The sequence below is a fragment of the Nonomuraea fuscirosea genome (assembly GCF_035917475.1).
Lineage (GTDB): Bacteria > Actinomycetota > Actinomycetes > Streptosporangiales > Streptosporangiaceae > Nonomuraea > Nonomuraea fuscirosea.
In genome coordinates this window covers 3405153-3419321 of the sequence record NZ_CP109074.1, presented here as the reverse complement: position 1 = coordinate 3419321, position 14169 = coordinate 3405153, and the positions used below count along the sequence as shown (strand labels likewise).

Annotated in this window: 14 protein-coding genes; 5 read left to right on the top strand and 9 right to left on the bottom strand. The window is 70.7% G+C overall.

Annotated elements, in window-relative coordinates:
* Position 1: 1 nt before the first annotated feature.
* Both OIE67_RS15355 and OIE67_RS15350 read right to left on the bottom strand, forming a co-directional pair.
* Entirely contained in the window at positions 2-400 is a 399-nt protein-coding gene (locus OIE67_RS15355; protein ID WP_326640767.1) for a hypothetical protein, read from the bottom strand.
* Positions 397-2682, bottom strand: coding sequence for an excinuclease ABC subunit UvrA (locus OIE67_RS15350; protein ID WP_326640766.1), 2286 nt, complete (start codon positions 2680-2682; stop codon positions 397-399). The genes OIE67_RS15355 and OIE67_RS15350 overlap by 4 nt, the downstream gene beginning before the upstream one ends.
* Positions 2683-3054: 372 nt before the next feature.
* Here OIE67_RS15350 and OIE67_RS15345 point away from each other — a divergent pair, with 372 nt between their 5' ends.
* Genes OIE67_RS15345 through OIE67_RS15335 form a run of 3 tightly spaced genes read left to right on the top strand, consistent with a single transcriptional unit; the run spans position 3055 to position 6593 of the window.
* Positions 3055-4179, top strand: coding sequence for an acyltransferase family protein (locus OIE67_RS15345; RefSeq protein WP_326640764.1), 1125 nt, complete (start codon positions 3055-3057; stop codon positions 4177-4179).
* A gap of 31 nt (positions 4180-4210) precedes the next feature.
* Positions 4211-5398 carry a cytochrome P450 gene (locus tag OIE67_RS15340; RefSeq protein ID WP_326640762.1) on the top strand — a complete coding sequence of 396 codons (1188 nt, stop codon included), beginning with the start codon at positions 4211-4213 and terminating at the stop codon, positions 5396-5398.
* A 13-nt stretch (positions 5399-5411) separates the two neighbouring features.
* Positions 5412-6593, top strand: coding sequence for a cytochrome P450 (locus OIE67_RS15335; RefSeq protein ID WP_326640760.1), 1182 nt, complete (start codon positions 5412-5414; stop codon positions 6591-6593).
* Positions 6594-6596: 3 nt separating this feature from the next.
* On the opposite strand, the gene OIE67_RS15330 is transcribed toward OIE67_RS15335, so the two are convergent.
* On the bottom strand, positions 6597-7376 hold the full coding sequence (locus OIE67_RS15330; RefSeq protein WP_326640759.1) for an alpha/beta hydrolase: 780 nt from the start codon (positions 7374-7376) through the stop codon (positions 6597-6599).
* Between the two features lie 60 nt (positions 7377-7436).
* On the opposite strand from OIE67_RS15330, the gene OIE67_RS15325 reads away from it, so the two are divergent.
* Positions 7437-7940: a helix-turn-helix domain-containing protein gene (locus tag OIE67_RS15325; protein ID WP_326640757.1), complete on the top strand. Its 504-nt coding sequence runs from the start codon at positions 7437-7439 to the stop codon at positions 7938-7940.
* On the opposite strand, the gene OIE67_RS15320 is transcribed toward OIE67_RS15325, so the two are convergent.
* Genes OIE67_RS15320 through OIE67_RS15310 form a run of 3 tightly spaced genes read right to left on the bottom strand, consistent with a single transcriptional unit; the run spans position 7929 to position 10677 of the window.
* Entirely contained in the window at positions 7929-9173 is a 1245-nt protein-coding gene (locus OIE67_RS15320; RefSeq protein ID WP_326640755.1) for a pyridoxal phosphate-dependent aminotransferase, read from the bottom strand. The genes OIE67_RS15325 and OIE67_RS15320 overlap by 12 nt on opposite strands.
* A 17-nt stretch (positions 9174-9190) precedes the next feature.
* On the bottom strand, positions 9191-9931 hold the full coding sequence (locus OIE67_RS15315; RefSeq protein WP_326640753.1) for an SDR family NAD(P)-dependent oxidoreductase: 741 nt from the start codon (positions 9929-9931) through the stop codon (positions 9191-9193).
* A complete protein-coding gene (locus OIE67_RS15310; RefSeq protein WP_326640751.1) occupies positions 9928-10677 on the bottom strand; it encodes a thioesterase II family protein in 750 nt (249 codons plus the stop codon). The genes OIE67_RS15315 and OIE67_RS15310 overlap by 4 nt, the downstream gene beginning before the upstream one ends.
* Positions 10678-10837: 160 nt before the next feature.
* On the opposite strand from OIE67_RS15310, the gene OIE67_RS15305 reads away from it, so the two are divergent.
* Positions 10838-12043 carry a cytochrome P450 gene (locus tag OIE67_RS15305; RefSeq protein ID WP_326640749.1) on the top strand — a complete coding sequence of 402 codons (1206 nt, stop codon included), beginning with the start codon at positions 10838-10840 and terminating at the stop codon, positions 12041-12043.
* A 106-nt stretch (positions 12044-12149) separates the two neighbouring features.
* On the opposite strand, the gene OIE67_RS15300 is transcribed toward OIE67_RS15305, so the two are convergent.
* From OIE67_RS15300 to OIE67_RS15290, 3 genes are all read right to left on the bottom strand, one after another.
* The gene (locus OIE67_RS15300) at positions 12150-12593 is read right to left on the bottom strand and encodes a winged helix-turn-helix transcriptional regulator (RefSeq protein WP_326640747.1); all 444 of its coding nucleotides are present in this window, start codon (positions 12591-12593) and stop codon (positions 12150-12152) included.
* Positions 12594-12664: 71 nt separating this feature from the next.
* On the bottom strand, positions 12665-12889 hold the full coding sequence (locus OIE67_RS15295) for an MbtH family protein (RefSeq protein WP_326640746.1): 225 nt from the start codon (positions 12887-12889) through the stop codon (positions 12665-12667).
* Positions 12886-14169: a lysine N(6)-hydroxylase/L-ornithine N(5)-oxygenase family protein gene (locus tag OIE67_RS15290; RefSeq protein ID WP_326640744.1), complete on the bottom strand. Its 1284-nt coding sequence runs from the start codon at positions 14167-14169 to the stop codon at positions 12886-12888. Before OIE67_RS15290 ends, OIE67_RS15295 begins: the two co-directional genes overlap by 4 nt.

Below are 14169 nucleotides of genomic sequence, written 5' to 3'. Positions count from 1 at the left end.
GTCAGGCGCGGGCGGCCCTGCGGGCGCGGTCACGCAGCCGGCGGGCCGCCAGGTGGATGGTCGAGAAGTGCCGGGCGGCGTTGGCCCGCATCGGCGCGGGGACGTCGGCGAGCCCCCGGTAGAGCACGCACGACAGCTGCAGGTAGCTCATGAACAGCGCGAGCTCGTCCACCAGCGGGTCCGGCCGCCCGTCCGCGGTCACCGCCAGCGGCCCCCGCCAGCCGTCCACCAGCTCCAGCAGGGTCCGCTGCCGCTCGATCAGAACGGGCAGCACCTCGCCGAGCGGGTAGGGACCGGAGCCGCGCATGGGGTGCGCGGCCAGAACGGCGGCGATCGCGTCGGCCGCCTCGCCGACCGTGTCCGCGAGGCGGCGCCGGTCGGTGTCGGGTGTGGTGGTCATAGCGTGCTCCCTTTCAGGGCTTGGCGCAGGTGGAGTGCGGTGGGCGAGCCGGCGACGTCGAGCAGCCCGGCGGGCGGGCCCTGGTAGAGCAGCCGGCCGCCGCGGCTGCCTCCCTCGGGGCCGAGTTCGATCAGCCAGTCGGCGTGGGCGACCACGTCGAGGTTGTGCTCGATCACCACCACGGTGGCGGCGTAGGAGTCGACCAGCCGGTCCAGCGTGCCGAGCAGCCGCTCCACGTCGGCCAGGTGCAGCCCGCTCGTGGGCTCGTCCAGGACATAGGTGGCGCTGCGGTTGCTCAGGTGTCCGGCGAGCTTGATGCGCTGGCACTCACCGCCGGACAGGCTGGTGAGCGGCTGGCCGAGCCGCAGGTAGTCGAGCCCGACGTCGCCGACCGCGGTCAGCACGGGCACGACCTTGCGGTTGGCGGCGAAGAACTCGCGGCCCTCGGCGGCAGTCAGCTCCAGCACGTCGCTGATGTCGAGGCCGCGCAGCTTGTAGCCGAGCACCTCGTCGGTGAATCGTCTGCCGTTGCAGGTCTGGCAGGTGAGCGTCACGCCCTCCAGCGAGGCGAGGTCGGTGAACACCACGCCGAGACCGTTGCAGGTCGGGCAGGCGCCGGAGGAGTTGGCGCTGAACAGCGCGGGGCTCACGCGGTGCGCCTTGGCGAACTCGGCGCGGATCGCGTCGGCGATGCCGGTGTGGGTGCTGACGGTGGAGCGCCGGTTGGCGTGCGGCATCGACTGGTCGACGATCACCGTCTCCGGATGCTGGACGCGGAAGGCGCCGTTGATCAGGCTGGACTTGCCCGCGCCCGCCACGCCGCAGAGCACGGTGAGCGCCCGCTCGGGGATCTCCACGGTGATATCGCGCAGGTTGTGCATCCGGGCGTTGGCCACCATGAGCATGCCCGCCGGGGTGCGTACGCGCTCCTTCAGCCGGGTGGCGCCGGTCATGCACCTGCCGGTGAGCGTGCCGGAGCCGGCCAGCTCGGTGACCTGGCCGGCGAAGACGACCTTGCCGCCCGCCGCGCCCGCGCCAGGGCCGATGTCGATCACATAGTCGGCGGCGGCGATCACGTCGCGGTCGTGCTCCACCACCAGGACCGTGTTGCCCTGGTCGCGCAGTGCGTGCAGCAGGTGCGTCAGCCGGTGCACGTCGCGTGGGTGCAGGCCCATGCTGGGCTCGTCGAAGACGTACAGCATGTCGTTGAGGCTGCCGGACAGGTGCCGGACGATCTTCACCCGCTGCGACTCGCCGCCCGAGAGGGTGGCGGTGCGGCGCTCCAGGCTGAGGTAGCCGAGACCGATCTCCACCAGATGGCCCACGCGCGAGATCAGCGCCTCGATCACCGGCTTGGCCTGCGGCAGGTCGAGCGCGCGCAGGACGCTCACCAGTTCCTCGGCCTCCATCGCGGCGTAGTCGGCGATGTTACGGCCGTTGATCTTGCAGTCCAGGGCGAGCGCCGACAACCGGGTGCCGCCGCAGACCGGGCAGGGCACCGAGGTGATGAAGCGGGCGACCATCTGTTTGGTACGGGCGCCGAGCTCGCGGTCCGCCTGCACGAAGCGGCGGCGGAACTTCACCACCGCGCCCTCGTAGGCCATGTTGACCCGCTGCCCGCCCACCTCCAGCGGCACCGTTCCGTCCGTGCCGTGCAGCAGCTCCTCGCGCTCGGCCGGTGTGAAGTCCGCGATCGGCTTGTCCGGGTCGAAGCGGCCGGAGGCGGTCAGGAGGTACCAGTCGCGCGAGCCGACCTCGAACACCGGCGCGCGCAGAGCGCCCTCGTTGAGTGACTTCGCCGGGTCGAGGAAGGCGTCCATGTCGATGCCGACGACCTCGCCCAGGCCCTCACACTCGGGGCACATGCCGGCGGGCATGTTGAAGGAGAACGCGTCGGCATAGCCGACGAACGGCTTGCCCGCGCGGGAGAACAGCAGCCGCATCAGCGGCGCGATGTCGGTGATGGTGCCGACCGTGGAGCGCGGCCCGCCGGAAAGTGGCCGCTGATCCACCGCCACGGTGGCCGGCAAATGCTCGATCAGCTCGAAATCCGGGCGAGCCGAGCTGGGCAGGAAATTGCGGACGAATGCCGGTAGCGTCTCATTCCATTGCCGTTGCGCCTCGACCGCGACGGTGTCGAAAACCAGCGACGACTTTCCTGATCCGGATACTCCGGTGACGACCGTCAGTGTGCGTTTGGGGATCTCCACGTCCACGGCGTCCAGGTTGTGCTCCCGAGCGCCGGTCACCCGGATCCATTCCGGCACCGATGCGATGTCCACGCGCCGTCCAGCATTCACGACTTCGACCCTTTCCTTGAAGTCTTTCTTTGAGAGTATGCCGCTCTCAGACCCGGAAAATGGGGGACGAGCGGGCGTGAACTCTCAATCGACGGTATCGCCACCGTCCTGGCCAGCGCAAAGAGGCGGCGCGCGCCGCTCAACGCCCTGGACGCGTTGACGAGCGGAAGCACGGCGTGGAAACAATGAATCGCCGTGTCGGGCCGTGGGGCTGCGACGCGTTTATTCGCTTCGAGCGTGCTCGCACACCCGGAATAGCCGCGTTTGCGGCGGCCGGGAACGGATGTCCTGTCGCCGGGACACCCTCCGACGAGTCCCGTATGGACGAGTCCCGCAAGCGAGAGGGAGAATCGCATGACCTCCACGACCGTCTCCAGCCGTTTACCGTCGCTGACCGGCCTGCGCTTCGTCGCCGCGTTCTGCGTCCTGCTCGAACACCTCAACATCATCGCGGTGTTCGTTCCCCCGGCGCGTGTGGCGGTGTCGTTCTTCTTCGTGCTGAGCGGCTTCGTCCTCACCTGGTCCTCCAGGCCGGGCGACACGTCCGGATCGTTCTGGCGGCGCAGGTTCTGGAAGATCTTTCCCAACCACACGGTGAGCTGGGCGCTGATGCTGGTCATCCTGGCTGTCACGGGCGTCTCGCTGGTGCCGGGAGTGCTGCCGCCGGGGGTGACGCCGCCCCTGCCCGCCGCCGCCAACCTGACGTTGCTGCACTCGTGGGTGCCCTCGTTCGACTACATGTTCAGCGTCAACCCGGTGAGCTGGTCGCTGAGCAGTGAAATGCTCTTCTACCTGCTGTTCCCCGCGCTGCTGCCGCTGGTGCTGCGCATCCCGGCGCGGCGGCTGGCCCTCGCCGCCGTGGGACTGGTGGCGCTGGCCTGGCTGATCCCGGTGGTGTCGCTGACCTTCTCCGGCCCCCAGCTGATGCCCGGGTTGCTGCAGAGCCAGTACTGGTTCGCCTACTTCTTCCCTCCCGCCCGGCTCCCGGAGTTCGTGCTCGGCATGGTGCTGGCCCGGATGGTGATCCACGGTTTCACCCCGAGGCTGGGTGTGGCGCTGACTGGCGCCGCCACGTTGCTGTTCCTGTTCGTGGCGACGGTCACGGGGCTACCCGCGCCGTTCATGTTTGCGGCCGTGACCGTCGTGCCCGTGGCCTTGGTGGTGCTGGGCGGCGCCTCCATGGACGTCCGGCACGCACGCTCACTGTGGGCCACCCGGGTCATGGTGTTCCTGGGCGAGATCTCCTTCGCGCTCTATCTCATTCACCCGCTGGTGAACCTGGTCTTCAACCAGCTCACGCAAGGCCGGGTCCGGGCGGCGCTGGGCGACGCCGGCACGAACGTGATCGTCATCGCGCTCTGCCTGGTGGCCGCCTGGGTCCTATACCGGACCGTGGAACGGCCACTCATGCGGCGGTTCGGCTCGTCCCGCCCAGCCGCGGCCCCACCACTCGAAACCCCCCGGGCCCAGGAGGCCTGATCCCCGTCCACCTTCGACGACAAGGACCGTCATGACCACGACATCCGCACAGTGGGACACCGACGAACGCCAATTCTGGCTCCGCGGCGAGCAGCCCACGGACTGGGTCGACTTCGACGAGGCCATCGGCGTCTGGCGGGTCTTCGGGTACCCGGAGGCCCTGCGCGCCTTCACGGAGATCGACACCTTCTCCTCCAACACCGAGCGGCTGGCGCCCATGGAGGTCCAGTACACCGAGGGCAACCTCGTGGAGATGGACCCGCCGCAGCACGGCAAGCTGCGCAAGCTGGTCACGCATGCCTTCACCCCGCGCATGGTGGCCAACCTGGAGCCCCGCGTCCGGGAGATCACGAACGAGCTGCTCGAAGCGACCGGCGGGTCCGGGCGCATCGAGCTGATCAACGACCTGGCCTACCCGCTGCCGGTCATCGTCATCTGTGAGCTGCTGGGCATCCCCGCCGATGACCGCCACCTGTTCAAGCGCTGGGTGGACGAGATGATGGCGCAGACGCACGAGTACTCCTTCTCCGAGCCCAACGAGCTGCAGGAAAGCAGCATGCAGCACGCCATGGAGCAGATGGGCCGGCTCGTGGACTACATCTGCGAGCACGCCGAGGACCGGCGCCGCAAACCCCGCGAGGACCTGCTCAGCAGCCTCGTCCACGCCGAGGTGGACGGCCGGCGGATGAGCAACAACGAGGTCGCCATCTTCGCCAATTCCCTGCTGGTCAACGGGCACCTGACCACCACGATGCTGCTGGGCAACTCGGTGTTGTGCCTGGACGCCCATCCCCGGCAGTTCGCTGAGGTGCGCGACGACCGCTCGAAGATCCCCGGCGCGATCGAGGAGGCCCTGCGCTTCGTCACCCCCGCGCCGGTGCTCGGCCGCGCCACGCTGCGCGAGACCGAGCTCGGCGGCCGCACCATCCCCGCGGACCAGATCATTCAGGTCTGGGTGGGCGCGGCGAACCGGGACCCACGCCAGTTCGACCGGCCGGACGAGTACGACCTCCACCGCGACCCCAATCCGCACCTGACCTTCGGGCGCGGCATCCACTTCTGCGTCGGTGCGGGCCTGGCGCGCCTGGAGAGCCGCGTGGTGATGGACATCCTGCTCGACCGCTACAAGAGCTTGCGCAGCGACCCGGACGAGCCGCCGGCGTTCCTCACCAACCCGTACGTCACGGCCCTGCGCTCGTTCCCTCTGCTGGTCGCCTGAAGGAGAAGCCGTCATGACCGTCCTCACGGATCGATGGAACATCAATCCGCAGCACTTCTGGCTGCGCGGCGAGAAGCCGCAGCAGCCGGTCGCGTTCGACCCCGCGCTCGGGCTCTGGAACGTCTACGGCTACCAGGAGGCGGTGGCCGTGCTGGGCGATCCGAAGACCTTCTCCTCCGACACCACGCGGCTCGTGGCGGCCGACATCGACCCCTCGCTCAACGACGGCGTGCTGTTCCAGATGGATCCGCCCGCGCACCGCAAACTGCGTAACCTCGTCAGCCACGCCTTCTCCCCGAAGATCGTCGCAGGGCTCGAGCCACGCATCAGCGGGCTCACCGCCGAACTGCTCGACGAGGCCGCGGAACGGGGCCGGCTGGAGCTCGTGGGCGACCTCGCCTACCCCCTGCCCGTGATCGTCATCGCCGAGCTGCTCGGCGTCCCCGCGAGCGACCGTGACCTGTTCAAGGGCTGGGTGGACCGGCTGTTCGAGAGCACGCACCAATTCTCGATGGCCGAGGAGCCCGCGGGGCTGGAGACCCATCTGGAGATCACCACGGCGATGACCGGCTACCTGCGCGAGCACGCCGTCGAGCGCAGGCGACGACCGCGCGGGGACCTGCTGTCGGAGCTGGTGCTCGCGGAGGTGGACGGCGAGCGGCTGAACGACAACCAGATCGTCAACTTCGCCAACATCCTGCTGATGGCCGGGCACATCACCACGACGATGCTGCTGGGCAACACCGTGCTCTGCCTGGACGCGCATCCGGAGTGGTTCGCGGCCGTACGCGCCGACCGGTCCAGGCTGCCGGCGGCGCTGGAGGAGACGCTGCGCTACTTCAGCCCGTTCACCGCCGCCGCGCGCTCCACGACGACGGAGGCGGAGGTGGCCGGCCACACCATCCCCGCCGATAAAATGATCATGGTGTGGGTGGCCGCGGCCAACCGCGACGGGCGGCAATTCCCCGACCCTGACACCTTCGATCCCTCTCGCGACCCCAACCCTCACCTGGGCTTCGGTCGCGGCGTGCACTTCTGCCTGGGCGCGCCGCTGGCCAGGATCGAGGCCAAGATCGCGCTCGAGGTGCTGCTGGAGCGCCATCCGATGCTGCGCACCGACGCCGCCGACCCGCCGTCGTTCGTGCCCGCGCCGGACATGAGCGGCGTCGAACGCCTGCCGCTGCTCACCGCATGAACATCATCGCCGCATCAGTGCGAGCACAGGATCCCCGAGCGGCGTGCCGCGGCGCCCGAGATCCAACGGCAGGTCGAAGTGGTTGCGCCCGCGCGCGATGAAGGAGACCAGCTCCGGCGTCCGCGAACCGGCAGCGGCGACGAAGCCGTGGTGCTGCCGGGTGAACGCCGCCGTCTCGTTGTCACCCACGGCGACGACCAGCGGCGGCAGCCGGTCCGGCAGCCGCCGCAGGGGGCTGTTGCGCGCCGCGGCCGCCGCGTCCAGCCCCAGCGCCGCGTTGACGTACGTGTGGCGCAGCTCGCCGAGCTCATAGACGCCGCTGAGCAACACCGCGCCGGCGACGGGAGGCCCGTCAAGGAGGGCCATGGTCACCAGGTGAGCGCCCGCCGAGCTGCCGCTGAGGTGGACCGGTCCGCGGGCGCGCGCGGTCAGCCACCGCACGCCCTCCCGCACCATGGCGACGATCTCGTCGAGCGGGTAACGGGGCGCCAGCCCGTAGCCAAGCGCGGCGAAGGCCATGCCCTCGCGCCGGAAGTCGGCTGCCGCGAACGCGGACTCCTCCCTGCCCAGTTCCTGCCAGTAGCCGCCGTGCACGTAGACCATGAGGGGCGCGTCAGGGGAGTCGCCGGGGAAGAGGTCGGCGACCTGCTCGGGCCGGGTGCCGTAGCGGAGGCGACGGTAGCCGGCGGCCCGCGCGGCGCGGCTTCGCCGCGCGTACTCCTCCAGGTAGACCCGCAGGTCGGCGACGCATGTGCTGGGCGAGTAGTCGCGGTCGAGGCTCACGGCGCCCACCCCCTTTCTCCGAGTTTCTCTGAGACGAATGCTGATGATCCGGGAGGCGAAGTGTCCAAGAACTCGGCCGAGGTGCGGTTCGTCCGCTGGCCGGCGCAGGCGGAGCTGCGCAATCACTGCAGAAGCGAGGGGATTCCGTGCCTGCTGGTCGTGGAGGGCGGCGCACGGCCTCCGGTGTGCAGCGACCCGCGGGAGGACTGGGTCCGCGCGCCGATCTCCCGGCCGGACCTGGAAGCGCGCGTCGCGGCACTGCGGCAGCGCGTCCACGACCGGCGCAACCCGGTGCTCGACGCCACGGGCACACTGCTGTTCGACGCGCGGTCGGTCACCGTATCCAGCACGCACACTGAGCTCATGGCGCTGTTCGTGGAGCGGTTCTGCGAGGTCGTCTACCGCGAGGAGCTCATCGGGCGGCTGGCCGAGTGCGGGCAGCGCCCGACCAGGAACGCGCTGGATCTGCACATCATGCGGTTACGCCGCCGGGTGGGCACGGTCGGCCTGGCCATCAGGACGGTATGGGGGCTCGGCTACCTGCTGGAGCCTTCACACGTGTGAGGCGTCGCACTCGGCCACGAAATCCAGGAGCCGCTCCACTCCCTCGCGCAGCACCTCGGGGCCGACGCAGAAGGCGATCCGCACGAGCCGATGCGACCACGGCGCGGGGGCGATCGAGCGAACGGCCCCTGCGCCGTCCAGACCGGGCCGGAGCGCGAACCCGGTGCCGGGCACGACGGCCACGCGCCGCTCGCGCAACAGGCGCGCCGCGAACGTCTCGGCGTCCAACCCCGAGCGGGCGATGTCCAGCATGGCGTACCAGCCGCCCGACGGCAGCTCGGGCAGCAGGCCCGCGGCCACCAGGGCGGGCAGGACCGCGTCCCGGTTGCGCCGGACCAGCTCGCCGTGCGTGTCCGCGGCCTGCAGGCATCGCATGGCGGCGATCCCGGCGTGCTGGACCGGGGTGGACGGGCCGATGATGTTCGCCTCCTGCACCACGCGCAGCGTGCTCGCGGTCCGCTCATCGGCCGTCACCACGTAACCGAGCCGGTAGCCGGTCATGGCCATGCTCTTGGAGAAGCTGAACGTGCTGTGAACGATGCGCTCGGACTCCGGCAGCCCGCGTTCCAGCGACGCCGGGGAGACGTGCTCGCCGTCGAAGACGAAATGCTCGTACGCCTCGTCGCTGACGATCCGCCAGCCACGCGACCTGGCCGCGGACAGCAGCCGGCCCACAGCGGCGGCGTCCATGACCACTCCGGAGGGGTTGGCCGGAGAGTTCAGCAGCAGCACGCGGGTCGCCGGCCCGGCGGCGGCCAGGACGGCCTCGAGGTCGGGCCGGTAGTCGGGGCCGAGGGGGTAGAACACCGGCCGCAGTCCGGCGAGCAGGGCCTGCTGAAGATGGACCGGCCAGTGCAGATCGGGCAGCAGGATCTCCGCGCCCGGCTCGGCAATCGCTTTCAGCAGCGATGCCAGACCCTGACACGATCCCGGAGTGACGAACACGCGCGAGACGGAGGCGTCGATGCCGTTGGCGATCCTGAGCTTGGCGACGATCAGCTCGCGCAGCTCCAGGAGGCCGTCCACCGGTGTGTAACGGGTCTCGCCGCGCCGTACCGCGGCCACGAGCGCGTCGCCGACCTCGGGCGGCGGGTTGAAGTACGGCTCGCCCACGTGGAGCTTGGCCACCTGCTCGCCGGTGCCCCGTTCCTCCTCTGCGGCCGCGTAGAAGATCTCGTGCAGCCACGACAGCGGGATCGTCGAGGCGATCGGCACCGGGCTCAGCATGGTCATGGTCTCCTCCTGGGCAGTCATGTGGTGCGGCCCCCGTCCACCGGGATGAGCGCACCGGTGATCCATCCGGCGAGGTCCGGGTCGAGCAGTTGGCAGACCCACCTCGCGATCTCCTCGCCCGTCCCGAAGCGACCCATGGGAGTGGCCGACAACAGGTTCTCGCGCAGGTCCCGCGTCCCCTCCGGCGTCAGCCCGAGCTCCTGCCACATGGGAGTGTCCACGGGGCCGGGCAGGACGGCGTTGACGCGCACCTCGGGGGCGAGCTCGCGGGCCAGAGAGCGGGTCAGGCTGTTGAGCGCGGCCTTGCTGGCCCCGTAGCAGGAGCGGCCGGGCATGGACAGGACACCGCCCACGGAGGAGACGTTGACCACCGCGCCGCCCACGGCCCGCAGGTGGGGCAGCGCGCATCTGATCAGTTCGGCGGGGGCACGCACGTTGACGGCCAGCATCCGCTCGAACTCCTCCGGGTCGGCCTCCTCCAGGCGTCCGAAGCGGGCCAGTCCGGCGTTGTTCACCACGCCGTGCAGCGCGCCGAAGCGCTTCACGGCCGCGTGCACGATCCGGCCGGCCGCGCCCGGCGCGGCCACGTCCTCCGGCACGGCCTGCGCCGCCTCGTCGGTGGCGAGTTCCTCCAGCGCCCCGCGCCGCCGCCCGACGGCGGTGACGAGCGCGCCCTCCTTCAGCGCCCGTTCCGCGATGGCCCGGCCGATGCCGGTGCCCGCCCCGGTCACCACCACCGACCTGCCCTGAAGACTCATACCGGCGTCACCTGCACCGTGTCGGCGACCAGTCCGGCGAGATCCTGCCTGAGGTGGAAGTGACCGCCGGGCCGGACCCACAGAGCGAAGTCTCCCGTGGTGACCCGCGCCCACTCGGGCTGTGTCGACTCCTCCACGAGCGGATCACCGTCGCCGTGGTAGCAGCGGACCGCGCAGGACAGCGGTGCCGTCCCTGGGCGCGGCCGGTAGGTCTCGCTCGCCCGCACGTCGGACCGCAGCATGGGCAGCAGGACCGAGCGCAGCTCGGTGTTGCCCGCGATGTCGGCGTCGATGCCGCCGAGCTCGCACAGCGTCGTCCAGAACTCCTCGTCCGCCCCCAGATGGGTTCGCCCTCCCGCGGCCAGCTCGGGCGGCGGCGAGCTGGAGACGCACAGCCGCAGCGGCTGCACCCCCGCATCGCGCAGCGCCAGCGCCGTCTCGTAGGCGACGAGCGCGCCCAAGCTGTGGCCGAACAGCACGCAGGGCGTCTCCCGCGCCGTCTCCAGCAGTTCGGCGGCGGTACCGGCGGCCATCGTCAGGACGTCGCCCACGGGCCGCTCACGGAACCTGTCTCCCCGGCCGGGGTACTGGACGGCCAGCAGCCGCACCTCGGGCGGCAACGCGGGCGCCCACTCCGCGAAGAACCCCGCGGATCCGCCTGAGTGCGGGAAGCACACCACGCTCAGCCCGGGACGCTCCACCACGGTCAGCGACCGCAGCCAGCGCTGTTCCCACGTTCGCACCATGACCTCCTCCTCCGTCGCGGCCGTCCCTTTCCCTGACCACTGTTCCGGTCGAAGGAGACGAAGCCGGCGTTCGCGAAAGATGTGGGCAAGAGATCGGGCCCCCGGCGGTCGCCGCGGCGACCATGGCGGAGTGACGACGGCAGGGAAAGGAGCGTCCCACGTGAGCCCGTCACTCGATCTGACCGACCCGGCCGCGTTCGTCCGGCACGACCCCCACGCGTTCTGGCGCGAGACGCGCCGGGAGCATCCGGTGTACTGGCACGAGCCGTCCGGCGGGCGCCCCGGTTTCTGGGTGGTCTCCCGCTACGCCGACGTGCTGGCCTGCTACGACGACTGGAAGCGGCTGAGCTCGGCCCGCGGGACGGTCCTCGACGTGCTGCTGCGCGGCGGCGACTCCGCGGGCGGCAAGATGCTCGCCGTCACCGACCGGCCGCGCCACCGGCATTTGCGCAACCTGATGCTCCAGGCGTTCTCGCCGCGGCGGCTGGGCGAGGTCGCCGCGAAGGTGGAGGCGCGGACCGCCCGCCTCGTCGCGGCGGTGACCGAGCTGGGCCGCTTCGACTTCGCCGCCGAGGTGGCCGAGCACATCCCGATGAACACGATCTGCGATCTGCTGTCCATCCCGGAGCAGGACCGCAAGGAACTGCTGCAGTGGAGCAAGTCCGCGCTGTCGTCCGAGCGTCCCGACAGCGCGGAACTGGACTCCCTGGAGGCCAGGAACGAGATCGTCCTCTACCTCATGGACCTCGCCTTCGAACGCCGCGCCCACCCCGGCGACGACGTGATCAGCATGATGGCCGGCGCGGAGGTGGAGGGCCGCCCGCTCACGCCGGAGGAGATCGCGCTCAACTGCTACAGCCTGCTGCTCGGCGGCGACGAGTCCTCACGGATGTCGGGCATCGCCGCGGTGCTGGCCTTCGCCCGCGACCCCGGTGAGTGGCGGCGGCTGCGCGAGAGCTCGGTCGGCCTGGACACCGCCGTGGAGGAGATCCTGCGGTGGGCCACGCCGGGCATGCACTTCGCCCGCACGGCGCTCGTCGACCTCACACTCGGCGGGCGGCGGGTACGCGCGGGCGACATCGTCACCATGTGGAACACCTCGGCGAACAACGACGAGACCGTCTTCACCGGCCCGCGTGTCCTCGACCTGGGACGCCGGCCGAACAAGCACCTCACCTTCGGCCACGGACCGCATTTCTGCGTGGGCGCGTTCCTCGGCCGGACCGAGCTGCGTGCCCTGCTGGAGTCCCTGGTGGCGTGCGTCGGCGAGATCGAGCTCGACGGCACGCCCGCCCGCATCTACTCGAACTTCCTGTACGGGTACAGCACTCTGCCGGTCCGGTTCCTGCCGCGCGCTCAGGCGTAGCGCGCAGCGCGGGCCCGGCCACGCGCTCAGGCGTAGCGTGCGCGCAGCGCGGGCCCGGCCACGCGCTCAGGCGTAGCGTGCGCGCAGCTCGGGCCCGGCCACGCGCTCAGGCGTAGCGTGCGCGCAGCTCGGGCCCGGCCGCGGGCCCGGCGCGGAAGACATGGTCGTCGGTGTCCACGCGACGGCCGGTGCGCCGGTCCACCACGACGGGCTCCACCTCCTGCCCGGTGCGGGCGTCCACCAGGACGAGACCACGCCGGCCCGGTTCCAGCTCCCGGTTGCCCCAAGCGGCCAGGACGAGGATGAGCGGACGCAGCGACCGGCCGAGGTCCGTCGGCCGGTATCCGTCGCGGTGCGGGGCGATGAGGCCCACCGCCACGGCCGCGTCCAGCCGTTCCCGCAGGGTCGCGGCGGTGACGCCGAGGTTCTCCCCCATCCGCCGCGCGTCGTGGACGCCGTTGAGCGTCTCGTGCAGCAACTCCAGCGTTCGCCAGTCGCCGATGCGGTCCACGGCCCGCGCCAGCGGGCAGTTCTCGATGCGTGCGGCCATGCCGACCTCCGAATCGCCCGGCCTTTCCGGGGGTGGCTCCCCGGGGCCGGCGGCCTCTGGGGAGCGCTCGGTCAGTTCGGGTCGGCCGCCATGGCCTCACGCAGGCTGCGCGGGCGCATGTCCGTCCAGTGCTGCTCGACGTACTCCAGGCAGGCCCCCCGATCCTCCTCGCCGAAGACCACCCGCCAGCCGGCCGGCACCTCGGCGAAGGACGGCCACAGCGAGTGCTGCTCCTCGTCGTTGACCAGGACGTAGAACCGGCCGTCGGTGTCGTCGAACGGGTTCGTGCTCATCATCGGACTCCTTTGCTCCGGTGTTCCAGGATCGAGGCGACGATCTCGCCGCTCCTGACCGCGATGTTCGACAGCAGCGAGGAGCTCAGCCCGTGGCTGTGCTCGGTGCCGCCCTGCAGGTAGATGCCGCAGTCCAGGTCGGGGCCCGTCACCATCCGGTAGTCGCGCTCGACGCGGTAGCGGCCGGTCTCGTCGCGCAAGCAGTGCTCGTCGAGCTCGCCGAGAACGCGGCCCGGGTCCATCGGGTCGTAACCGGTGGCGAAGACCACCAGGTCGACCTCGAAGTCGTCGTGGTCGTCGGTGAGCAGCGAGTGCACCGAGATCCTGGTGTCGTCGGCGACGCGCTTGACGCCGCGCACCCGGCTCATCGGCAGGAACGACAGCCGCTTGGTGCCGCGCAGTTCCTCGTCGTAGGCCCGGCGGTGCAGTCCCTGGATGACCTCGTCGTCCACAACGGAGTAGTTGGTGTTGCCGTGGTAGCGCCAGATGGCCCGCTTGGACGGCTCGGAGCTGTCGAAGTAGACGTCCACCGCGGCCGGATCGAAGACCCGGTTGGCGAAGGGGGTGTCGTCGGCGACGCAGTAACCGTAGGAGGGCATGACGGCGAAGACGTGCGCGCCCGGCACCTCGTCGTAGAGGAACCTGGCGATCTCCGCTGCGCTCTGCCCGGCGCCGACCACCGCCGCGCGCCGGATCTCGCCACCGTCCCAGGCGCGGAAGTTGTCCAGGAACTCGGAGCTGTGCCAGACCCGCTGATCGCGCTCGACGCCTGGCGGCAGCCTCGGCCTCAGCCCGGTGGAGATGACGACGTTGCGGGCGAGGATGCGCCACTCGCCGCCCGCGTGAGCATGCCTTCGCAGCTCCACCTCGACGCAGCCGCCGGACCGGTGCGGCGGCCGGCGCAGGGCGACCACCTCGGCGTTGTAGACGGGCCGCTGGGTGAGCCGCGATTCAGCCCACTCCAGGTAGGCGTGGAACTCCTCCCGCGTCGGGAAGAAGTCCTGGTTGTTGATGAACTGGGGCAGCCGCCCGGCCGCGTGCAAGTAGGAGACGAAGCCGAAGCGCGAGCGTGGGTTGCGGAAGGTGGCGAGGTCCTTCAGGAACGAGACCTGCATCTTCGCCGAGGGCACCAGCATGCCGCGGTGCCAGCCGAGCGACGGCTGCCGTTCGAAGAAGACCGCGGAAAGGTGCTCGGCCTCCTCCTCCAGCGCGATGGCCAGCGCGAGGTTCGACGGCCCGAACCCGATGCCCACCACGTCGTAGGTGTCGTAGCTGGACGCCAC